Genomic DNA, 20,553 nt, shown 5'->3' on the forward strand with positions numbered 1-20,553 from the left:
TCAAAATCCATGCTAAGGTAATTAGTGAATACCTGTTCAATTAATTTAACATTAACAACCCAACCCCCCCTTATTTTATTTAATAACAATAAAGCCTAAACAGCGCTCATTAATAATGTGAAGGTTGGTGTCGTAATTAAGGCACAGAGTCCCAGGGCATTTTGGTTTAGGGTATTTGATAATGTTGAAGATAGAATAAACGTTGGTACGTTCGTAACCCTGGAGAATTATGAGAATAGGGCTAACGGTCCAATACTCGCCAGGATAACCAGGGTCATTAGGCACAATTACCTCGTTGATGATAGGGTCATTGCCCAGTTGGGTAATGAGGACGTTATAAACACATTTAGGGACTATGGAATAGACATTCAATATATCGCCCAATCAACCCTGGCTAGGGCATCAATCATTGGCTATAGGGTTGGTACGCGATTCTCTAAGCCGCTGAAGCCTCCAAAGCCCATGGACTTCGTATACCTACCAACAGAGGGCGAATTAAGTAAGTTGCTAAGGCTTGATTATGATGGTGTTAGGCTTGTCATTGGCAGTATTAGGTCACTATCAATACCTGCCGAGTTAGACGCGAATAAATTGGTATCTCACCACTGCGCAATACTGGCGGCCACGGGTGGCGGTAAGTCCTGGCTTGCTGGGGGGGTCATTGTTGAGGAGTTGGCGTTGAGGGCAGAAATACCAATAGTAATAATTGACCCGCACGGTGAGTACTCGGCAATGCAGGTTCCCAAGTCCTTAAGCGATGATGCTAAGTACGTGGCTAACCTCGTTAGGGTATACGTACCCGGTAAGGTGGATACCACAAGCCTTGATGATTACTTCAGGGCTAGGTTTGGTGTTGAGAGGAGGTATGTGAGGTTTGGTATTAATCCGAGGTCACTATCGCTAAGGCTCATGGAGGGGGTTACTAGACCACTATTACGGACTCACTGATGCCCAGAGGAGGATTCTTGAGGAAGCTTGGCAGTACATTGGCATGGATAATGAGTTAACGGGCTTGGACGAGTTCCTTAATGACCTAGAGAAGAGTGGCGGTAAGGCTGTTAAGGGCTATGGCAATGAGCTAGCCCTATCCACATTACTGACTAAGGTTAAGATGCTCATCGAGAATAGGCCATTCTTCATAACAAGGCCAGGCGAATTCTATGGCAATGAACCAATAAGGCTCCTGGACATTAAGGACTTAATGGAGTATGGAATCCACGTATTAGACCTTAGCGGTTTAGACTTAATAGATCAGCAGGCTCTCGTAGCCTGATTCTAAATAACATATTTAGGTTATCAACAATGAGGAGGGATAAGCCAATCTTTATAGTTGTTGAGGAGGCCCACAACTACGCGCCATCTGTTGGCTCATCATTGAGTACATCAACGTTGATTAAGATTGCCAGGGAGGGCCGTAAGTTCGGCGTTGGGCTATGCATAATTAGTCAAAGGCCATCTAAGGTGCACCCCCCCGACGTATTAAGTCAGTGCTTGACTCAAGTCTTTAAGAGGATAATAAACCCAGTCGACCTTAGGTACGTGAGGAATGTTGTCGAGTTCATCTCTGATGAGGACCTATGGGAGGTGAGGGTACTTAATGAGGATGATGCGTTGGTAACGGGATTAGCTGTACCAATGCCATTACCTGTTAAGGTTAGGGATAGGTTAACAGAGCATGGAGGTGTAACGCCGACATTAACGCCGAGAGGCGATATTACTAAAATGTAATTCAAGTATAATTTGAGTATAATAGAGTCAGGTAAAACTTTTATTGCACTCTCGTGAACGGTTATTGTGCGTATAATCCTCGGCACACCAGTGAATTCGAGACCCAAGCCCTGGCTTTATTTCCGTGTACCTGCCATAATGGTTAATGCCTTTGACATTATTAGGAATAGAGTCGATAGAAAGGGACACGTTATAAAGAATGTACTGCAGTACGATGGTGAGGTTTGGATGGATAGTGGTGGTTTTCAATTTCTAAGGCACGGCAAAATACCCGACATCGAAGATTTAGCTAGGATCTATGATCAATACTGGGATGTTAGGTATTTCCTAAACCTTGATTATCCACCAAGCCCAACCGATGATGAACATGAACTGGAATTAAAATTAAGGAGGTCACTCATTAATTATGAGTATTTAGCTAAGAAGTTTGATAACGTCCTACCAGTAATTCATTACCACTGGAGAACCAGCGTAATCACTAAGTACGTGCTTAAGTACCTGGATTTCAACCCAGACTGCATAGCAATAGGCGGCTTGGTACCTTACGTATTAATAAGTAGGGGCGTGCCCAGGGACTCGCGAAGGTCAGCACTGAGGTTTTTACTGAATATTAAGCAGGAGATAGGCATGTGCATACACGTACTTGGCCTTGGCTCACCAGTAATAAATCCAATACTTAAGCTAATTAACGTCGATAGTACTGACACAAGTACCTGGAGGGTTAAGGCAGCCTATGGCAAGGTTGTTATGCCAGGCGGTGGTGAGAGGCACGTTAGTGGTAGACCCATTAACTTTGGAGGTAAGGAGGCCACGGATGATGACTTGACGAGGTTATACGCATTCCTTAAGGCCACAGGCTTTCCTATGATTAATCAATTTAATGAGATCGCAACGAGCTTTGAGTATAGGGCCTTAGTTAATGCGTGGGTTGTGCTTAACAGTTTTGAAGTGCCGGGGGGGAGTGGCGTGTTTAGGGCTATGTATGAAGAATTTGCGAGGGAGGTTGTGGAGCAGGTAATCGAGGGTGCGCGTTAGGGATTATATTTATTAATGCTAAGGGATCCTCATGTAATTACCGTGAGAAAAACCCAGAAAAATTGCTTAACGCTTATTGTGGATGTTTGTAATGATACCCTGGATAGGTTTAAGGGTTTTATGAATACGGCCATTAGGAGGGCTGGTTTTGGAGGTGCGGTGAGGGTGCTGGTTTATAAGTGTAAGGAGCTTGATTTTAATAAGTATATTAGGGAATTGAATTCCGTGGTCGCTAATAACTTCTCAGTATCTGTATTCGTTTACGAATTTGACGATATGAACTCGTTAATTAATGAACTCAATAAGAACATATTCAGTGGTTGTGATAGTTACAGCGTATTATCAACAATTGATTTACCGGTAAACATTAGTTATGAGAAACTGAAGTAATCAGCTTAGCCCAGCACATCATTGGTCAGGCCTTGCAAGCATCATCACTTAATGTCACTCAATCCAGTAATAATGATCTATGGACCTATTAAGTACTGGGTCGTAGAGCTCAATCTCGAAGTAACCACTGGGCTTTATCTGACCCTTTATTGTTGGTATTGTGCCTGAGAAAACAACCACATTCTTCAGGTCGGGCACGACCTCGCGTATTAAGTCAACGAGCTTCTCTGGCGTAAGTAGGAACTTCATGGTACCCTCCTGATATAGGGTCTTCTTATCGTCCTCAAGTATCCAACTCCTCAGTACCAAGTCATCCCAGTGATCCTCAATCTCCTTAAGCGGCCATGCCCTCCTCGCAACAATCTTTGGATACATGTGCTTACCAGCAAGTACGCTGCATCTCTCGGCCTCCCTATCCGTGTGATCACTACCAACAGTTACGTAGATCTCATCCTCATTCTTAATCAACAATACATACTCAACCTCACCGCTGTGCAAGTCGCTTACCTTCCTAATGTAGTTGCTCGTGGTTACCAAGTACGGCTGTAATATGTATATTTCGGGTATGTTCTTAGGCCCACTAATGCCTATCCTACTTAGCTCCTCAACCTCCTTCTTAATAATGTCCGTAGTCCTCCCTGACCAGACAAAAATCACTAGGTCACTAACGGCGATTTCAATGTCTCTCTCATTACCGTTCTTAAACTCTATAGTTACATTAAGTCTATGCATAGACGAACTCTGGTTTATAAAGCAATAACCTTATTAAATTTTTGGTTCCATATTCAGCCTAAGTGAACGGAAATACTAATAAAATCCTGATTCAACACTGTCGAGATGATTTCTGAAATAGTCAGGGTGGGCCTCGTCTCGGAGATTAGGCTAACAATACCGAGCGCTGATGATGCACTTGATTACCTAAGGCTAATGCTAAATAATCTAATAGGCTTGATGGCCTCAATACCCCCCCCAGCCCTGGCTCAAAGTGTCAAACCTGAGATACCGATATTCGTGAAGCCTGCCGATGGTGAAGCCGAAATATCAATACACTACTCACCTCTGATGCCATTAATAAGAATTAGAACGTCTAAGGACTTGATAAGTAAGGTGAGCGGTATTAACTTTATAGGTGTTGTATTAGATTCAGGAGGAACCATACTAAAGATGTACAAGAGTAAGGATGAGATGAGTAGGGATAGGGAGAAGATACTCCTTCTCTTCAGGGTTTTCATGAACTCTGACGTAGAGTTGCAGCCATTACCAAGCGTGCCCAAGGGACAGGGCGGTGTCATCATTTGACGAAGTCATCGATAGAAATGCTTTTATTTAGTTAAATGCTAGGTCCCTGATGCCATTTAGCCATACAAAGATTGTAGGGCCCACGGGAAGGTACGGCGCTAGGTATGGCATGGGCGTTAGAAGGAAGGTCCTACAAATAGAGGTTAAGCAGAGGGGTAAGCATAGGTGCCCAAGGTGTAAGTCACTGGTTAAAATGGAGAGGATAGCCTTTGGCATTTGGAGGTGCCCGAAGTGCGGTTATACCTTCGCCGGTGGTGCCTGGGTTCCACAGACGATAATGGGTAAAACACTGGCTACCGAGGCTGCGGCTAAGCAAGGCACTAAGTGAGTAATGCCATAATGGGCCTTATAGTATTAACATCATCAAGAGACGCCAGCATTAGAATGAGGCAATTCCTCAATGAATTGGAGTTGGTTATTCCAAATGCGGTTAAGGTGAATAGGGGGGGTAAGTCATCAATCATTGAGATTGCGGGTAAGGCATTAAGCTTGGGGGGGGCTAATAAGATACTTTATATTGGTTCTAGGGGGGGCGGCAATCCAGGGTTTATCCGGTTCCTAAGAGTTAAGGAGGGGGGGTAATTGAGGTATTGCCGTATTTAATAAGGATATTTGGTGTTAAATTGCTTATGGACATGCCCGTTAACGTTACGCATAGGCAAAAGGCGCGTAGCGGGGGGGTTGTGGTATCCCTGAGGGAGTATACGGAATTAATAGACATATTGGGCGAACAGCTTGAGCTGCCGAGTATGAGGTTTATGACTTTGAGAGCATTAGGGGGGGTATGTATGATGTTGTTTTCCTGATTCACAGAATTAATGGTGAGTATGAAGTACAAATATTAAATGGTAAAGACCTGGGGCCTTACGGTCCATTCCTGAGGATTAGCGATGTTATGTATACAAGGCTTAGGGTGATTAGGATTGAGTGAGTGTGAATTTAGGGCAATGTTTCACTTGGAGGGTGTTGATAGGGAGTTGGTTATTAAGTCATTTAGGACTCTCGAAAAAGAGATGAGGTTTGGGAGGGGGGGGTTTGTGAGTGTTGATGTGCGTAATAATGACGTAGTAATAACGGTCTGCGCTAAGGACTTAACAAGCCTGAGGAGCCTAGTTAGTGGGGGGGTTATGAAGTCGCTATACCTAATATTCAAGGTTGAGGAGCTTGATTAAATCGTGAATTCGCATGTGTAGGGTGGTGTAACCCATAATTAACGTGAGGATTAATATTTATTAAGGCTTAGATCAATGGCGCCTTAATGAGTTCATTACCACCATCGCTACAGTCAGACCTGGAGAAGCTTCAGGCACTGCAGGATCAATTAAATAGTGTTAGGGTTAGGAAGCAACAATTCGAGAGCGAGCTTAAGGAGGTTGAGAGGGCTATTTCGGAGATTGAGAAGATACCGGCTGAGAGTAAGGTCTATAAGATCGTCGGCTCATTCCTAGTCCTGGTAACCAAGGACCAAGCACTTCAGGAGCTTAAGGATAGGAAGGAGCTCCTTGAACTTCATATAAAGACCTTGTCTAGGCAGGAGAGTATGTTGATGAAGCAGATTGAGGATTTGAGGACCCAGATAAATGAGGCGTTGGCGAAGCTCCAGGGTGGAGCCGGCGGGGGGGTGCTAAAGGCGGTGGTTAATGAGTAGTAATAATGAAGTGCTTAATGAAATAGTTAATGTGGTTGCTGAGGAGGTTTATAAGTACTTGATGCGTAGGCTCCCTGAGAAGCTTCTTGAGGACATAGTAATTAATGTGGGGGGGTTTACAGACATTAGTAATTACACGCTTGAGATAAGCATTGATGCGATGACGAACCACTATTGAGGGGGGGCTTGACGACATCATTAATGACGCGGTTGAGTTTGGGTTTAAAATAGCGGATTACCTAATGGATAAGTTTAGGAGGGGGGGTGAATTAATTGGTTTATCAGTTGGAGAAATTGAGAGAATTGCTGAGGAATACGCAAAGAGCCTGCGTAATAACACATAGACACGCAGACTTGGATGCATACGCATGTGGGGTGGCTACTAAGGAATTAATTAATAGGCTTGGTATCGATGCAATCCTCATAATTCCTGAGGGCCCCCCCTCCAGCGATGTTAAATCCTTCATCACTAAACTCGGCATTAATTACCAAGGCTTAGGCAACTGTAATGAGACGGACTTGATATTCCTGGTTGATGTCAGTACATACGCCCAATTAAATGAGCTTCGGAACGTGATTAGCAATAAGCCTGTGGTGGTTATTGACCATCATGAGGTGCGTAATGCTATTCCTACGGTGTCGCTTATCGACCCTAGCGCCACGAGTTGTTCTGAAATCATTGCCCAGGTATTTAGGGAATTGGGGGTTTGAGCCGAGTATTGAGAGCGCCACATTACTTATTGGTGGTATACTGAGTGATAGTGGTAGGTTGAGTAGGGCTAGGCCTGAGACCTTTGAGGTATTAGCGTGGTTGCTCAAATTGGCAGGTAGGATTATAGAGATATAATTAATGCGATGAGTGAGGAGGTTACGTTTTCTGAGAGGATGGCTAGGGTTAAGGGTTTACTTAGGATGAGGGCCTATAGAGCTGGTGAATACATAATATGCCTAAGCAATGTGAACGCCTATGAATCATCACTTGCTGACGTATTAATAAAGTCGGGCTGTGATGTAGCATTGGTGGTTTCGGAGCATGATGGAGAAATGAGGTTATTTGGCAGGTGTAGTAGGAGAATTGCTGAGAGGGTCTCATTGGCTGAGGTCTTTAATGACTTAGCACGGTACTTCGGTGGCGAGGGTGGCGGTCACGCGACGGCCGCTGCCTTAAGTGTTAAGGCCAGGATTGACGCAACGACAATGTTGATAAAGGCTTTGAATAGTATTGAAGAGAGGCTTGGTATTAAGGCGTCGAGAATAATTGAATAAGTTATTTTAACTATTAATGGCTGGGCGCGTTAGGGCTTATTACCTTAATCTTAATTCCATAATAACCTTGTCAATTAAGGGCATTGGTTCTCTAGGTTCATTAACCATACGATGCGCATTTACATTAATCACAACATCATTAACGCTTACGGTACTCACACCAACTCCAACACCTACATTACCCACCTGAGCATCAAATGACTGATTCGTCCTGGCTACCCCGTTAAATAACTGCAGTGTGCACCATGAAACCTCACTTAACTGCGATTGATATATTGGCGATAGGTATTGCGTTGGGGGGGTTACCGGTATTACCGATTTGTTGAAGAAATCATACGCCTGCAAATAGCCTCCAAATAGTAATGAGCCATTGAGTAGGTATAACCCCCCCATTGGGTAATCCTTCGTTTCATAAACAGGTATTGAATAGCCGCTCTGCGTCACGTAATTGACCTGAAGCAGGTAGTAAGTACCTGGTAAGCATGTTGGATTTATTAACGTGCCATTTGACAGTAGGAGTATTGGCGATGCATATATCACAGGCCCGAAGCGCAAGTCTCGGTCTTTGGTATATTGCATATCCATAATTCGTTATTTCACCAATGGTTGTATTAGGACTAAGAGTTATGTGGGTTATCAATGATGAATTAACGTACTCACTAAATGAGTAGCTAAGGACTTGAAGTACCTCCTGAAAGCCCGAGCTTGGCCATGAACTCGCATTAATGCCTTGACCAACCCACATGGTGAATATGCTTAATCCAGGTAAACCAACCTCGTAATACTCACTGACGCTATTGGTGGCTGGGTTATAGCCGTAGTAATAATTCCATAGGTAATACGGCTCACCATTGAGGGCAACCAAGTAACCACCAACCGTACTTAACCCACTTAATACCTGCGCAAGACTTTCATTGCTTGTTTCGAAGGCGAAGACCACATACTCCATGTTATTTAAGTCCTCGGTTATTAATACGTACCAATTCGCATACGTGGGTTGTGGATATAGTAGGTATAACGGGACTTTTAATGCCCACGTAATACCGCCGGTGTCGTTTGCGATAGCTGTTGCATTGAGCAAAACCTCCTGTTGTATGGTGGTTCTTGACGCATTGATTACGTATAGTGTGAACTCCCTACCTGCCGTTGCCACCCAGATAGGTGTTATGTTGCTAATCAATGAGTCTTCACGATAAGTTAATGGGTACACATTAACGATGTTACTTAGGAACTGCACTGTGGGTCTTGAGTCCGTTAGGTTCATGCTTATTACATATGTCGTGTAGACTACCGGTGTAGGTGCTGGGCCATAAATAGTACCTGCGTAGGTAATAAATGAGATAAATATCAATAAAATCACTAGAGATACTGTAAATAATATCCACTTATTAGTCATCATCATTATTTAACGTTGTGCTACAATTATATATAAGTTTCTCACCGCTAAGAGTTACTGAAATTATGAAACAGAAGTATTTTAGGGGGGGTTTGTTACTTAATAAATTGAATGAGCCTAGACTTTCAGTTAATAAAACCAGTTGGTCAACTTAAGGAGTTAGAGAGATACCCATTATATGAGCCATTTGCATACGCCACAATAGTCCAGGATGAGAGGACCGGGGGGGATATAATGTATTACCTCGAGGAAATAACACTTGACCCCATCGAGCAACAGGTATATAAGGAGTTGGTGAGGATTGTAATGCTTGAGCTACCACCACCTGAGGAATTGACAAAAATGGGTGACGTGAAGAATTACTTGCTTAACGAGTTAAAGAAGATTGTTGGTAGGTACAGGAGACTCTTTAGAAACGTGCCACCATCGTCATTCGCCAAGTTCCTATATTACATGGAGAGGGATTTACTTGGTTATGGACCTATTGATGCCCTGATGAGGGATGAGAATATTGAGGATATATCATGTGATGGCGTTGGTAGGCCCATCTATGTATTTCACAGGAGATATGAGTCTATACCTACGAATATAGTTCCAATGACTGACCAGGCCCTTGATGACTTAGTCGTTAAGTTAATACACATGTCCGGTAGGCACGTTTCGGTAGCAACGCCAATAGTCGATGCTCAGTTGCCTGATGGTTCTAGAATAGCAGTCACGTATAGGAGGGAGGTTTCGCCTGGAGGTTCGACGTTCACGATAAGGAAGTTTAGGAAGAACCCATTAACATTCACGGAGCTCGTTAGGTTTGGTAACATTAGTGCTGAGATTGCTGGTTACTTCTGGGTGATGCTTGATAATGGCAGGTCATTCCTGGTGCTTGGCGTCACTGGCGCCGGTAAGACGAGTTTCCTCAATGCCATGGCAACATTCATCAGGCCTCACATGAAGATAATAACCGTTGAGGAAGTCCCAGAGATAAACCTGCCTCACAAGAACTGGGTTAGGCTCGTCACAAGGCAGAGTTATGGAACTGAGAAAATAAATGAAATCACGCTATTTGACCTAGTCAAGGCAACACTTAGAATGAGGCCTGACTACCTAATCGTTGGTGAGATTAGGGGGGGTGAGGAGGCCTACGTATTGTTCCAAGCAGTGAATACCGGCCATAGTGGTATATCAACTATGCACGCGGAGTCCTTCGAGGCAGCTGTTAATAGGCTTATGAGCCCACCAATGAACATACCACCAGCATATATACCCGCCATGAACATATTCGTCATGATTAAGAGGGTTAAAATTGGTGGTAAGCTGACAAGGAGGGTCACCGAGGTTGGTGAGGTTTACATGGATGGTGATAAGATAAGGTTTAACACGGTATTTAGGTGGAATCCGAGGACTGACACTCATGATTCCTTCGTTGAAAAGAGTATTTTGGTTAAGCAAATTAGTGATATGACGGGTAAAGATGTTGATGAAATTCTCAGGGAGATAGATACTAGGGCTAAGATCGTTAATTGGATGTTGGAGAATGGAATATTCAATTTTGAGGATGTTTCAACGTACGTACAGACGTACTATACAAACCCAGATAAGATACTTAACCAGGTCTTTGGGAAGGTGAGTGAAGTTGAAAGTACTACTTAAATTTAAAGACCTTAACTCCCTAGTTAAGTATTTGAATGAGGAATTGAATAAATTATTAATAGCCAAGAAAGTACTGGAGGAGGAAATGAAGAAGGATTCTCTCGTGGATGTAATCGAGATAGGAAACAATGGTAATATTAACATGAGGAGGGATAGAATATCAGAAATAATGAACGGGATGATTAAGGAGCTTAATAGTAGAATTGAACAAATAAACCTATTGCTTGAGGAGATTAAGGAGGAATTTAATGATAGTAATTTCACGGGAATTGTATTGCTAGAATTCAATAATGGAATACCAAACCGAGTGTTGCTATCGCAACCCTTAACCCTGGGTGAATTCCAATGATAGTGCCAATACCCATATTAGTGATAGCGATAATGATCGGAATGATAATACTAGGCCTAATTAGGCCTCCCCCTCACGGTAATACTACCCCTACTTGGCATTTACATAATATTAATGTTAATACCCTACATATTACCAAACCTAATGATTAATCAATACCTTAATATTAAATACATAGTACTTCCAGTAATAGGTTTAGCAATTGGCTATGGATTATCCATATTAATAAGTAAGTATATGAATATTGATGTACGTTCATTACTTGGATTAGGGCGGCCTCAAAGGAAGGTTAAGAGGCCAAAAACCGTAAGTAAGCAAAAGATTGAAAAGAAGCCTGAGATTAAGCCTGAGGATTTAGATAAGCTCATTAATGAGTCAATTAGTGCATTGAGACTTGGCATATCGACCAATGAGGCATTGGGTAGTTGGGTTGAGTATTATGATGGTTGGACAGACGCCATAATAAGTATTTCCAGGAGGTTTATTGATATTAAGGAGAGTGCCGATATTATAAATAAGGATGCACTATTCCTATCAAGGATTAAGCAATATGAAAGCAAGGCCCTAGCACTTGGCCTAACCCTTAGGGAGGAATCAGCCTTTAAGAAGCAGAGGAGGTCAAGGGCTAAAGGCGGTGAGGAGAGGTTGGTGACCTACGTTAGGCCTGAGGAGCTAGTTAGTGAGTTGATGTCCACTGCACAGTTAATGAGTGGTTATGTTGATGAGTTCAACGAAATATTTGAAAAGTTGATTCACGATAAGGAGATCTCTCAGTACATGGTTAATTCACAAATACTTGTTCTCTATGTGGATGGCATACCTAGGAAGTTCATAACAATTAATAGGGGGTGGTTAACCCTCCTCATTCTGCATAATAATCATTGCAGGTATTGAATCAACAAGTAAGGCGATTATTGGGCGGTTCTTATCAATATTAAGTGATTCTAACCTATCAATTACTGACTTTATAATTGCCGACCTCCTCTGCACATAGCCGGCAACATCATTGATAACATTACTTTTTGTGTTAGTACCCGGCTTATAAACAATCCTTAGGGAGAATACCTCTGAGGAACCATCAATAAACCTAATATTCTCAGAAATCTCACTCGCCAATGCAGTATTATTCTCAGAACCAAGCACCTCATTCCAATTTTGCCTAAGCATATACATGAACCTATACGAATTACTTAATTCACCCTTCAATGCTTGAATTAACTCATTCATTGACTTAAATCTCTTAATTTCTATAATCATGGTGATTCACCAATCAATTCCTCAAGTTTCCTAAACTGCTCCGGGTAATTTATATCACTTAATTTAATCGTTGTTTCAAAACTCCTTGAGTTACTATTAATCGCTGAGATCGCGTCATCAATCATCTTCATTATCCTGCCAATTCATCGGCCGTTAATCCAATAATACCGTTTAGAATACTCGGCACCTCAGTCGTTTCCTTAATACTGGGTAAGTAGAGCAATGATGTGTCTGACATATCAGGTAATGAGTAGCCTATTATTACGTCTATTGATGAGTCATCTATCATAACCAAATATTCATCATTCACACCGAGCTTCTCGGCAAATTCCATGACCTGTTTAATGGACATGAGCACGTTTGTATAATAATTAATTGCGTCCCTAATCACCTCCTTGTAGCCATTAGCCGTTAATACATATATTACCTCAATATCATCAACCTTAGTTGTTATGTTAGAATCGCCCTTAACATACGTAGCTGAGGACTTGCCCCTTAACTCTCTTGTTAATTTGCTCATGAGTTCGTTATCAGGGTTATACGCATATATCTCATTAATAATCTGCATTATTTCATTAAGCCTATTGCCAAGATCCAGCACTATATCCCTTAACTTATCACTTCTTAGTACTATCAAGGTTGATCACCACTAGATGGTACATCACCGAAGTACCTAACCATGGCTTTAAGCTCATGATCCTTAAGCTTACCTAACCTGGCATCAAGGGCTTCATAAATTGCGTATTCTAGTTTAAGAAATTGAACAGCCTTTAAAAACAACTCCCTATAAGCCTCCTTTGACGGTTTTTTATATAGGACTATCGATATTGAATTAGGTATATCAATGATCAACTTCTCGCTCTTATCAGGTAAATTGCCTTCATTATTAATCTTATTGTATATTTCATATAAGTTCTTCACGTACTCCGTAACCCTTCTCTTACTCTCGAGTATCCTCCTATGCAATTCCTTTACATCGATGCTTATATCGAGACTCGCACTCATGGCATTATCACCAACTTCGTCTTCTTATTAGCATAGTCTATCATGATCATTACAGATGCATTTCTATCCTTAATTCCACTTAAGTACTTACTCACCTTATCAATTTCACCTACTACATAATTAATATTGCCATCTATCGTATTTAATTTGTTCAATAACCATGTTGAGTGGGGGTGCGATATGTATATTCAGTGCATGTGGTATAGCTTGCACCGTTATTACCTGATGGGATGGTTGAAAACCAAGTTTCGCGAGTTTCTCTTCCGTGTCAGCATTTATTTTCAGTTTCTCCCTAATTTCACCATAACGTTCCCTTAGATTCAATAATTGTTCTTTAATTATATTCAATTTAGTTATTGCATCCTCAACCGTATTAAATAATAGCACTAACATTCAGATTCTCATTAATTAGGCTATATTTATTCTTTACTTGTGGAATTGATGATGAGATTCCACGTGAGTCCGTGTATTAAGTCTCCTCCCTAATTAACCTGGAGATCTCACTTATGGCTCTATTTATGTCCCTAATATCATTATGTATTGCCACTATCTCTGCAATGATTAATGAATTATCAAGGCACTTAATGAGTAGGTCAGCCCAGCTCTTTGAGTGATATATCTGCTTAAGCTTTTTCAGCTCTTCATATTGCTGCTCATCAACCTCTATCACGATCCTCTTCTTGCCATTCTTAGCCATGCAGCTAATGGACTATTAACTAATTTTAAAGTTAACCTTCTAGAACTACTTACCTCTTTTTAGCGACTTTGTAACACTGATCATGAATTCCGGTATTTCGACATACTTTACATAGTATTGAATGAGGACTTTAATTACCTCTCTAAGCATCAACATAAGTGTTGACTTTCTAATATTAAGAACCTTGGCTGCCTCCCTCCATGGCCTCGCCTGCAACACCTTACAGATTAGTGCCTCTTCATAGAACTGGGGCAGGGCAATATTATCAATGCCCCCCCTCCTCAGGTAATAAGTCTTCACAAGCTCCGTTATTGCATCGGCCGTGTTCTCATAGGTCATTGGACCCCCCCATGAATAGGCGACCAAGCGCCTAACCTGGGCCTCCGTGAGCCTAGGGCTGTATTCTGGGTCTAGGGCCTGACCCCCCCAGTCAGTAAGTAGCATCCTGACTACATCAGGTTCCATGTCGTGGAATGGACCCTGCAATGAATTAAGTAGCCTTAGCCTAAACTCCTTATTCGCATATATTGCAGCGTCCTTAGCCTTCTCACTTATCGGCTTAACAAGCAATACACTATACTCACCACTTATTGGATTCCTCTCGGGGGCTTATGTGAACAGGCATGTAACCATTCTTAATCCAGAAATTCAGTAACTTTGCATTTACACCAAAGCCAACACCAACCCAGTCAATACCCTTTTCCCTGGCCTCCTCCTCAATCCTCCTAAGCATCTCAGTACCAAGGCCCCCCCTATCCTGAAGCTCGGGGGGGTGCGTCGCAATCCTAATAATCCTCCAACCCTTCAATTTCGCGAAGTCCGTGAGCCCCCCCCAATACTTAATCAACCTATCTGGTATTATATTTCCGGGCAATTTTAATCCCCTCACAACCATGTCGATTAAGTCATCGCTTATGCCACCCTCCTCAGCCAACTCCACGGATACCACGATCTTTCCATTACTAAGTGTTAGAGCCTTATGAAGTGGTGCGGTGCGTCCATCATCATGCCAAGGTCATCAGGCTCATTCCTATAGTGAGCCTGGACATAAATGCCAAAGAATTGCCTAAGCCTATCCTCACTTTCCAGGAAAAACTCCTTGGGATTAGGTATTAGGTATTCGAATTTATGCTTACTTATTAATTCATAATCCTCATCAGTTATTTTTGCGGGCTCGGCATCAAGCAATAGTGTATCAAATAACCATTGCTCCACCGGGTCATTTGGTGCATACCTAATTGGTTCCTTGAGTTCGTACTCAATAACCTTCGTACTCCTATCCTCACGCAAATACTTAAGGAACCTAAGGCTGAAGCCTCTACCTGCACCCTCATAGCCATGTATTGTGGATGCATATATAACCCTGTTAAACCTCTCGTGTATTCCATATAGTACTGGGAGCGGTATCATTGCAGCCTCATCAACGACCACTATGTCCCTACCCTCCTCGCTGAGCATGTCGTATGGCCTCACATAATCTATGAAGATGGAGATGCCGACCTTGACCGAAACAACATCACCGCCCCAGTAACTCACGTCTACGTCGTAATTCAACGCCTTAAGGCCCTTTATCACGAACTCCATCAGCGTTGAGACATTGCTCGGGTTCATTGCCGTGACTGCGAACCGAGCCCTACCCTTAGCCTTCCTAAGCCTATGAGCAAGAGCCGCCAGCGCCAAGCCAATGATTGCTGACTTACCCCCCCCTACCCCCCCTATCCGCAATTAACACGACATTTACCTTTTTACCCTTCGGAGGTCTCTCAAGCAATACCTCCATTGCCCTAAGGGCCTCAACCTGGTCCTGGGTCTTCGCTAATTCGTAAATGACCTTTGAAAACCTAATTCTCTCAGGCATTACTATCTCCCTTGGCTTCCAGGGCTGTGAATCGCCAATGACAGGTTCCTTGATTACCTCATCATTACCAACATTAATTATTAACGCCTTACTCATGCCCATTAACTTATTCCAGAACCTAATCTTCAGGAAATGCCTAACATCCTCAGGCCTGTACTGAGGAACTAATAGGCTCTGCTGAAACTTCGTTAATTGCCTAACCCACTCATCCAGCGGTGGTATCATGAATACGTAAACACCACCACCCCCCCTAACAATGCCGCCCAACCTACCGACATCATTTGGCTTTAGGTCATTCATTAAGTCAAGGATTGCGAAGTCGACTGTGGTGCCGAGGAGCTTATCCGTATCCTTATATGGCCTATAGTCAATACTTACGGGAATCCCTTCAACAAACTCCTTAAACTTACTCATTCTCCTCTGTGCATCTGAATATTCGGGTTGATACATGTACAGCCCATGCGGTTCCTTAACCATTGATGAGAATACCCTGAGGACTTCAGCGGCGTACTTGGCGAGTTTTTCCTCATCAGTGCCTACGAGGACTACGAGTCCTCTATGATTTGAGGATAACCCCCTCCTTAACCAAGCCCTGCAACAGTTCTACCCAGCCCATATCCTCTGTACAGCCTTACCAATGTGAATTAGGGCTTATAAACATATGCGAATTGCATTAATTGGTGATTAGGCGCGTTGGTTCTGAGCAGTGATGAGTGACGGGCGAGAAGGATGACTACCTCCTCGGGAATATTGACCTGCAGGATACCTCACCTTTCCTAAGCATGTTCATGAACTTAGTGTATGAGTCATAGACATCCCTAATCCACATATTAATACCCTTAAAGTACACAGGCTCTGTATTCAATAACTCAAGCAGCTCATCAGCACTTAACTTATTTACGTAATAACAAGGGTCCTTAAGTAGTAATACCCTACGGTATTCCCGAGCCATAACCTCAGTAACCGGCGTCCCCAGCTCATAATTAATATGCTTGATTAACGGCTCAACATCACTTAACGAAATATTATTCACAAAACCCTGCGCTCCCACTCATCAACAACGGAATAGAAGTACTTAATTAGGTCATCTAGGTATGGCGCCCATTATTAAAGTACATGAGGACTATTGGGTGATTAAGCCAGCCAGTCCTGCCATCCTGAGAATGCCGAGCCTCCTAAGTATTGCAAGTATTACCTGCTTAGCCTCAACCCTCTGTTTACCAAGCCTTAAATCATCCAGGAAACCCGCCGATCTCCCATGGTCAATGTACGGCCTAAACACCTGCATTAATGGAACGTAAATTATGGAGGTCTTTATTTTTAGTCCTTAAGGTAATAATTAATGAAGGTAGTACTTAAAAATACGGTCTCTCCTTAAGGCACGTATGCTTATGAATAGCATCCAATTACATAGATATTACGTAAAAAATACGTTAAAGGACCCATTAAATAATGAGGCATTGAACCAGGGTGATACCGCATGATACCAATACACAGCGACCCCATACTAATAGCGTCATTAGCCTTACCCTTCATAGCCTCAGTAATAGCTGGGGGGGCAATAGGTAAAAAGTTTAGTAGGGCTGCCATGATAATTACCTCAGCTTCTTTTGCACCGCTTTTCGCATATGCATCATACCTATTAGCGCTCGGTAAAACTTACTTAATACCCCCCTTGGTTCTTTACCGAGACCAATAGGCATGATATATTTAATAAGTGACGGCCTTAGCAACGCCTTTGGCTTAGCAATAGCGCTTGTAGGAGTTGCACTAGAGATCGCCTCTTATCCATACATGAAGCATAGATTCCATGTTCTGGAACTACCTGAGCAATTCGACGTATACTACCTACTCTTCACATTATGTGCTGCAAGCATGGAGTTACTAATATATTCATACAACCTACTATTAATTTATATAGCCCTTGAAGTATCACTAATAACACCGGTCATACTAATTTATTACTATGGCTATGATACCCAGGGCAAATCAAGACGCTGGATAGCGCTTCTGTACTTCGTATATGGAATGCTGGCAAGCACATTATTCTTAATAGGCGCAGTCCTGGTTGCCCTAGAGAATAATACTATGGACCTCGCCGCGATAAAGAACATATCGCTCATAGCATGGGCACTGATGTTCATTGGGTTACTAATTAAGTTGCCAAGCTTCGGTCCGCATGTGTGGATACCTTGGGTCCATGGTTCCCATCCGACACCGGTCGCAGCCCTGATATCGGGTCTCGTTGGTTTAATGGCTTACGTATTAGCAAGGATCTACATCATCTCCCCCCCATACTTCATTAATGAGTTTAGATTACCAATACTTATTTACGCCATAGTTGGTGGTATAATAATAAGCCTTGGCGTAATTAGGCATCAATATCATTATAAGTGGTTACTGGCGTACTCAACAGCGGCAAACTCCACATACCTACTAATAGGATTGGCATTGGGTTCTTACGGAATACTTGGATTAACAATGCATTACATATCGCATTTATTCGGCAAAACAGTCCTCTTCATGACCGCAGCCTCAATAATTGTTTACTATGAGGAGTTTGATATAAGGAAGATGGGTGGGCTACAAACATATATACCATCGGTTGGCGCGGCCGCAGTGCTCGGTTGGATGGCTCTTTCTGGAGTATTAACTCTATCAATGCTCGCTGAATTCTATCTATTTCTCGGCTTAGTAAACGTCATACTGCATCATACCCACTATGGGTATTTATTGGCTTAGCCATTGGTTTAGCCACAATATTCGTATTAACGGGATACTACGGCTTTTGGACGCTGAAGCAGGTATTTTATGGGCAACCTAGGGGTAATTATCATAAGGTTAATGTTGATCCTAAGCTCGTGATACCATTATACGTGCTTGGTCTCGCTGCGATAATACTTTTATTCCCACCAGCGTCAACGTATATCGTGCATTCAATATTAATGAGTATTAGCATGATAATGAGGTGATGGCAATGTTCTCAAGTTCACTTGGTGAATTAATGGGATTAATGCTATTATCACCTATAATACTTGCAGCACCAATAGCTATTTACTGGTTATTTAACCAAGACCCAAGGAAGGCTAAGCCACTGGCCTACTTAGCAGTTATTGGTCTTGGGATCTCTGCAATAATAGCTACATATATAGAGGTTGTATTCCCGTGGGAAATTGTAGCTTATAATATACCATGGATGATTTTACCAACATCAAGTGGTAGTATTACCATATATGTGTCATTCGTAGTTAATTTCCTTAGTCGAAACATGGGCCTACTAACGGCTTGGCTGGCCTTCATAATTGGTATTTACAGTCTTGATTACCTAGCCAATGATTATAGACTTGGTTGGTTCTGGTTTTTCTATAATCTTTTTGCTGCATCCATGTTACTTACTGTGTATGCTAATGACTTATTATTCATGTTTATTGGATGGGAAGGACTTGGCTTTAGTTCATGGGCATTGATAGGGCATTGGTATAAGGATGATGATGAGTTATCCTACGTTGGTAGATTTGGTGAGAAATTAATTCTCGATAAGCCAGCCTGGACAACACCGTCATACGCAGCCTATAGAGCAATAGCCACAATAAGGTTCGGCGACATGCCGATGCTCGGCGCAATAGCCGCAATAGGCATACTGGGTGGTTCCCTAATACTAACACCGGTAAGTGGTGTCTCAGCCATAAACTGGTCACGTGTAATATCAACACTCGGCATTGGTGGTACCGTAGCCCTACTACTAGCTTTTATGCTTGGTCCGTACACCAAGAGCGCTCAAGTTCCATTCAATGATTGGTTGCTCACAGCAATGACAGGCCCAACATCAGTCTCAGCATTACTTCACTCGGCAACGATGGTCGCCGCAGGCGTTTACATATTCATGAGATTAACCGAGTCCCTCTACGCAGCCGGCGTTATCACCTACCCAGGCGTTGAGATCATGTACCTAGTGACGGTCTACGTAGGACTCCTAACGGCCTTACTTGGCGCATTGTTTGCGATGATGATTGATGAGAGGAAGGTTATCCTGGCGGGATCCACAATGTCCTCACTAGGCTTCATGATGGGCGTGACTGCTTTGACTCCATTCATACCTCAAGTAATTCATGTGGGTGAGTACATCGTGCCGTTGGCGGTATTAGTCGCGTTCTCATATTTAATACTTCATGCCCTATCAAAGGCTACGTTATTCCTAGTGAGTGGGCATTTGATCCATGTAACTCATACCAGGTTTAACATGGGTAACCTAGAGTTGGGCAGGAGAATGAAGCTTGCATTCTATGCTACGTTAGCGGCAGCAATATCCCTTGGCGGCGTACCACCGCTCGCTGGTTATTGGATACACGCAGCAATGGATGAGGTGGCTACGGAGACCATATCCGTGGTTGGCTACGGCGCGTACATACTGATGTTACTGGCTAGTCTGGCTACGTGGCTTTCCTGGCAAGGTTTACATCCCTAAACTTCGTTAAGGGTGAGGCACCGCATATTCATGAGGAGCATGGGAAGTACTCATTAATGGTTGCTGCTTACACAATAACGGGTACCGCAGCGCTGGCAGCCCTGGCAATACCCTTTGTGTTAACGCCTCACATATTCATTGAGGCAGGTATAGATCCCGTGGTTATTACCATAGGCATTGTTTTATGGATAATTTTCGTAGCTGCGCTGATAAAGCCTAGGGTTGGTAATTTAGGATTAATAACGAAGATCTTCGAGAGAAGGTATTATATACAAGCTTTTATGGATGTGATTTTAGCGGGCTTTGGTTCTATACTAACGCTTGCTGCATTCTACATTTACAGGGGCATTGATATATTCTTCAACTTCATTATACCAGACGCGACGACTGCATTATCGAGGTACATAAGGACGATACAGAGAGGCTACTTAAGGACTTACCTTGAGATGATTCTGGTTACGCTGGCCGTGGCGATACTGATAATACTAATAATAATTGCGTTACTTTAAAGTT

At 42.7% G+C, this 20,553-nt stretch carries 30 protein-coding genes and 2 pseudogenes; 23 read left to right on the forward strand and 9 right to left on the reverse strand.

The window, feature by feature from the left end:
* Positions 1 to 117 precede the first annotated feature (117 nt).
* The 5 genes from JCM11217_RS13695 to JCM11217_RS04280 all read left to right on the forward strand — a co-directional run bounded on the left by JCM11217_RS13695 (position 118) and on the right by JCM11217_RS04280 (position 3,153).
* Complete coding sequence (locus JCM11217_RS13695; RefSeq protein WP_243678308.1) at positions 118 to 948, forward strand: DUF87 domain-containing protein; 831 nt, start codon at positions 118 to 120, stop codon at positions 946 to 948.
* A gap of 43 nt (positions 949 to 991) precedes the next feature.
* Positions 992 to 1,273 carry a hypothetical protein gene (locus JCM11217_RS13700; RefSeq protein WP_243678309.1) on the forward strand — a complete coding sequence of 94 codons (282 nt, stop codon included), beginning with the start codon at positions 992 to 994 and terminating at the stop codon, positions 1,271 to 1,273.
* A 29-nt stretch (positions 1,274 to 1,302) separates the two neighbouring features.
* Complete coding sequence (locus JCM11217_RS13705; RefSeq protein WP_243678310.1) at positions 1,303 to 1,728, forward strand: ATP-binding protein; 426 nt, start codon at positions 1,303 to 1,305, stop codon at positions 1,726 to 1,728.
* Positions 1,729 to 1,818: 90 nt separating this feature from the next.
* Entirely contained in the window at positions 1,819 to 2,763 is a 945-nt protein-coding gene (locus JCM11217_RS04275) for a hypothetical protein (RefSeq protein ID WP_243678311.1), read from the forward strand.
* 15 nt (positions 2,764 to 2,778) lie between these two features.
* Positions 2,779 to 3,153, forward strand: coding sequence for a hypothetical protein (locus JCM11217_RS04280; protein WP_243678312.1), 375 nt, complete (start codon positions 2,779 to 2,781; stop codon positions 3,151 to 3,153).
* 54 nt (positions 3,154 to 3,207) lie between these two features.
* Here the strand turns inward: JCM11217_RS04280 and JCM11217_RS04285 are convergent, their stop codons facing one another.
* Positions 3,208 to 3,885 carry a DUF2848 domain-containing protein gene (locus JCM11217_RS04285; protein ID WP_054842172.1) on the reverse strand — a complete coding sequence of 226 codons (678 nt, stop codon included), beginning with the start codon at positions 3,883 to 3,885 and terminating at the stop codon, positions 3,208 to 3,210.
* 105 nt (positions 3,886 to 3,990) lie between these two features.
* On the opposite strand from JCM11217_RS04285, the gene JCM11217_RS04290 reads away from it, so the two are divergent.
* The 11 genes from JCM11217_RS04290 (at position 3,991) to JCM11217_RS04325 (ending at position 7,366) form a co-directional block, all read left to right on the forward strand.
* Positions 3,991 to 4,452: a hypothetical protein gene (locus tag JCM11217_RS04290; RefSeq protein ID WP_054842173.1), complete on the forward strand. Its 462-nt coding sequence runs from the start codon at positions 3,991 to 3,993 to the stop codon at positions 4,450 to 4,452.
* A 49-nt stretch (positions 4,453 to 4,501) separates the two neighbouring features.
* Positions 4,502 to 4,780: a 50S ribosomal protein L37ae gene (locus JCM11217_RS04295; protein ID WP_054842174.1), complete on the forward strand. Its 279-nt coding sequence runs from the start codon at positions 4,502 to 4,504 to the stop codon at positions 4,778 to 4,780.
* 11 nt (positions 4,781 to 4,791) lie between these two features.
* Entirely contained in the window at positions 4,792 to 5,034 is a 243-nt protein-coding gene (locus JCM11217_RS13710; RefSeq protein ID WP_243678313.1) for a hypothetical protein, read from the forward strand.
* Between the two features lie 8 nt (positions 5,035 to 5,042).
* Complete coding sequence (locus JCM11217_RS13715) at positions 5,043 to 5,258, forward strand: hypothetical protein (protein WP_243678314.1); 216 nt, start codon at positions 5,043 to 5,045, stop codon at positions 5,256 to 5,258.
* Positions 5,237 to 5,383 carry a hypothetical protein gene (locus JCM11217_RS13720; protein ID WP_243678315.1) on the forward strand — a complete coding sequence of 49 codons (147 nt, stop codon included), beginning with the start codon at positions 5,237 to 5,239 and terminating at the stop codon, positions 5,381 to 5,383. The genes JCM11217_RS13715 and JCM11217_RS13720 overlap by 22 nt, the downstream gene beginning before the upstream one ends.
* Positions 5,376 to 5,624 (forward strand): hypothetical protein, encoded by a 249-nt coding sequence (locus JCM11217_RS04305; RefSeq protein WP_054842175.1) that lies wholly within the window; start codon positions 5,376 to 5,378, stop codon positions 5,622 to 5,624. The genes JCM11217_RS13720 and JCM11217_RS04305 overlap by 8 nt, the downstream gene beginning before the upstream one ends.
* A gap of 86 nt (positions 5,625 to 5,710) precedes the next feature.
* The gene (locus JCM11217_RS04310) at positions 5,711 to 6,100 is read left to right on the forward strand and encodes a prefoldin subunit beta (protein WP_054842176.1); all 390 of its coding nucleotides are present in this window, start codon (positions 5,711 to 5,713) and stop codon (positions 6,098 to 6,100) included.
* On the forward strand, positions 6,093 to 6,278 hold the full coding sequence (locus tag JCM11217_RS13725; protein ID WP_243678316.1) for a hypothetical protein: 186 nt from the start codon (positions 6,093 to 6,095) through the stop codon (positions 6,276 to 6,278). The genes JCM11217_RS04310 and JCM11217_RS13725 overlap by 8 nt, the downstream gene beginning before the upstream one ends.
* 95 nt (positions 6,279 to 6,373) lie before the next feature.
* Positions 6,374 to 6,811, forward strand: coding sequence for a DHH family phosphoesterase (locus JCM11217_RS04320; RefSeq protein WP_243678317.1), 438 nt, complete (start codon positions 6,374 to 6,376; stop codon positions 6,809 to 6,811).
* Positions 6,780 to 6,947, forward strand: coding sequence for a hypothetical protein (locus JCM11217_RS13730; RefSeq protein ID WP_243678318.1), 168 nt, complete (start codon positions 6,780 to 6,782; stop codon positions 6,945 to 6,947). Before JCM11217_RS04320 ends, JCM11217_RS13730 begins: the two co-directional genes overlap by 32 nt.
* Positions 6,948 to 6,955: 8 nt before the next feature.
* Entirely contained in the window at positions 6,956 to 7,366 is a 411-nt protein-coding gene (locus tag JCM11217_RS04325) for a DHH family phosphoesterase (RefSeq protein ID WP_054842178.1), read from the forward strand.
* Positions 7,367 to 7,405: 39 nt separating this feature from the next.
* Here JCM11217_RS04325 and JCM11217_RS13735 read toward each other — a convergent pair whose 3' ends face one another.
* Together JCM11217_RS13735 and JCM11217_RS04330 are read right to left on the reverse strand one after the other, a co-directional pair.
* Complete coding sequence (locus tag JCM11217_RS13735) at positions 7,406 to 7,810, reverse strand: hypothetical protein (protein WP_243678319.1); 405 nt, start codon at positions 7,808 to 7,810, stop codon at positions 7,406 to 7,408.
* Positions 7,776 to 8,768, reverse strand: coding sequence for a hypothetical protein (locus tag JCM11217_RS04330; RefSeq protein WP_243678320.1), 993 nt, complete (start codon positions 8,766 to 8,768; stop codon positions 7,776 to 7,778). The genes JCM11217_RS13735 and JCM11217_RS04330 overlap by 35 nt, the downstream gene beginning before the upstream one ends.
* A gap of 105 nt (positions 8,769 to 8,873) precedes the next feature.
* Here JCM11217_RS04330 and JCM11217_RS04335 point away from each other — a divergent pair, with 105 nt between their 5' ends.
* The 3 genes from JCM11217_RS04335 (at position 8,874) to JCM11217_RS04345 (ending at position 11,652) form a co-directional block, all read left to right on the forward strand.
* The gene (locus JCM11217_RS04335; protein WP_054842179.1) at positions 8,874 to 10,409 is read left to right on the forward strand and encodes a type II/IV secretion system ATPase subunit; all 1,536 of its coding nucleotides are present in this window, start codon (positions 8,874 to 8,876) and stop codon (positions 10,407 to 10,409) included.
* Between the two features lie 31 nt (positions 10,410 to 10,440).
* The gene (locus tag JCM11217_RS04340; RefSeq protein ID WP_243678321.1) at positions 10,441 to 10,758 is read left to right on the forward strand and encodes a hypothetical protein; all 318 of its coding nucleotides are present in this window, start codon (positions 10,441 to 10,443) and stop codon (positions 10,756 to 10,758) included.
* Between the two features lie 114 nt (positions 10,759 to 10,872).
* Positions 10,873 to 11,652: a hypothetical protein gene (locus JCM11217_RS04345; RefSeq protein WP_243678322.1), complete on the forward strand. Its 780-nt coding sequence runs from the start codon at positions 10,873 to 10,875 to the stop codon at positions 11,650 to 11,652.
* Here the strand turns inward: JCM11217_RS04345 and JCM11217_RS04350 are convergent.
* From JCM11217_RS04350 to JCM11217_RS04380, 6 genes and pseudogenes are all read right to left on the reverse strand, one after another.
* Positions 11,611 to 12,015: a hypothetical protein gene (locus tag JCM11217_RS04350; protein ID WP_054842181.1), complete on the reverse strand. Its 405-nt coding sequence runs from the start codon at positions 12,013 to 12,015 to the stop codon at positions 11,611 to 11,613. The two genes, JCM11217_RS04345 and JCM11217_RS04350, sit on opposite strands and share 42 nt — an antisense overlap.
* A gap of 130 nt (positions 12,016 to 12,145) precedes the next feature.
* Positions 12,146 to 12,652 (reverse strand): hypothetical protein, encoded by a 507-nt coding sequence (locus JCM11217_RS04355; protein ID WP_243678323.1) that lies wholly within the window; start codon positions 12,650 to 12,652, stop codon positions 12,146 to 12,148.
* On the reverse strand, positions 12,649 to 13,020 hold the full coding sequence (locus tag JCM11217_RS04360; protein WP_243678324.1) for a hypothetical protein: 372 nt from the start codon (positions 13,018 to 13,020) through the stop codon (positions 12,649 to 12,651). The genes JCM11217_RS04355 and JCM11217_RS04360 overlap by 4 nt, the downstream gene beginning before the upstream one ends.
* Before the next feature lie 469 nt (positions 13,021 to 13,489).
* Positions 13,490 to 13,717, reverse strand: a complete 228-nt coding sequence (locus JCM11217_RS04370; RefSeq protein ID WP_054842183.1) for a hypothetical protein — start codon at positions 13,715 to 13,717, stop codon at positions 13,490 to 13,492.
* Between the two features lie 45 nt (positions 13,718 to 13,762).
* A pseudogene (locus JCM11217_RS04375) lies at positions 13,763 to 16,145 on the reverse strand (tRNA(Met) cytidine acetyltransferase TmcA); the annotation flags it as partial.
* Between the two features lie 163 nt (positions 16,146 to 16,308).
* Positions 16,309 to 16,863, reverse strand: a pseudogene (locus JCM11217_RS04380) (pyrimidine dimer DNA glycosylase/endonuclease V).
* Positions 16,864 to 17,055: 192 nt separating this feature from the next.
* Here JCM11217_RS04380 and JCM11217_RS13740 point away from each other — a divergent pair.
* The 4 genes from JCM11217_RS13740 (at position 17,056) to JCM11217_RS13745 (ending at position 20,549) form a co-directional block, all read left to right on the forward strand.
* On the forward strand, positions 17,056 to 17,274 hold the full coding sequence (locus JCM11217_RS13740) for a hypothetical protein (RefSeq protein ID WP_243678325.1): 219 nt from the start codon (positions 17,056 to 17,058) through the stop codon (positions 17,272 to 17,274).
* Positions 17,275 to 17,276: 2 nt separating this feature from the next.
* Complete coding sequence (locus JCM11217_RS04385) at positions 17,277 to 18,317, forward strand: complex I subunit 5 family protein (RefSeq protein WP_243678326.1); 1,041 nt, start codon at positions 17,277 to 17,279, stop codon at positions 18,315 to 18,317.
* A 235-nt stretch (positions 18,318 to 18,552) separates the two neighbouring features.
* Positions 18,553 to 20,040, forward strand: coding sequence for a proton-conducting transporter membrane subunit (locus JCM11217_RS04390; protein WP_243678327.1), 1,488 nt, complete (start codon positions 18,553 to 18,555; stop codon positions 20,038 to 20,040).
* On the forward strand, positions 20,010 to 20,549 hold the full coding sequence (locus JCM11217_RS13745) for a hypothetical protein (protein ID WP_243678328.1): 540 nt from the start codon (positions 20,010 to 20,012) through the stop codon (positions 20,547 to 20,549). The genes JCM11217_RS04390 and JCM11217_RS13745 overlap by 31 nt, the downstream gene beginning before the upstream one ends.
* The last annotated feature ends 4 nt before the right edge of the window (positions 20,550 to 20,553 follow it).

The sequence above is a fragment of the Vulcanisaeta distributa JCM 11217 genome (assembly GCF_001316005.1).
GTDB classification, from domain to species: domain Archaea; phylum Thermoproteota; class Thermoprotei; order Thermoproteales; family Thermocladiaceae; genus Vulcanisaeta; species Vulcanisaeta distributa_B.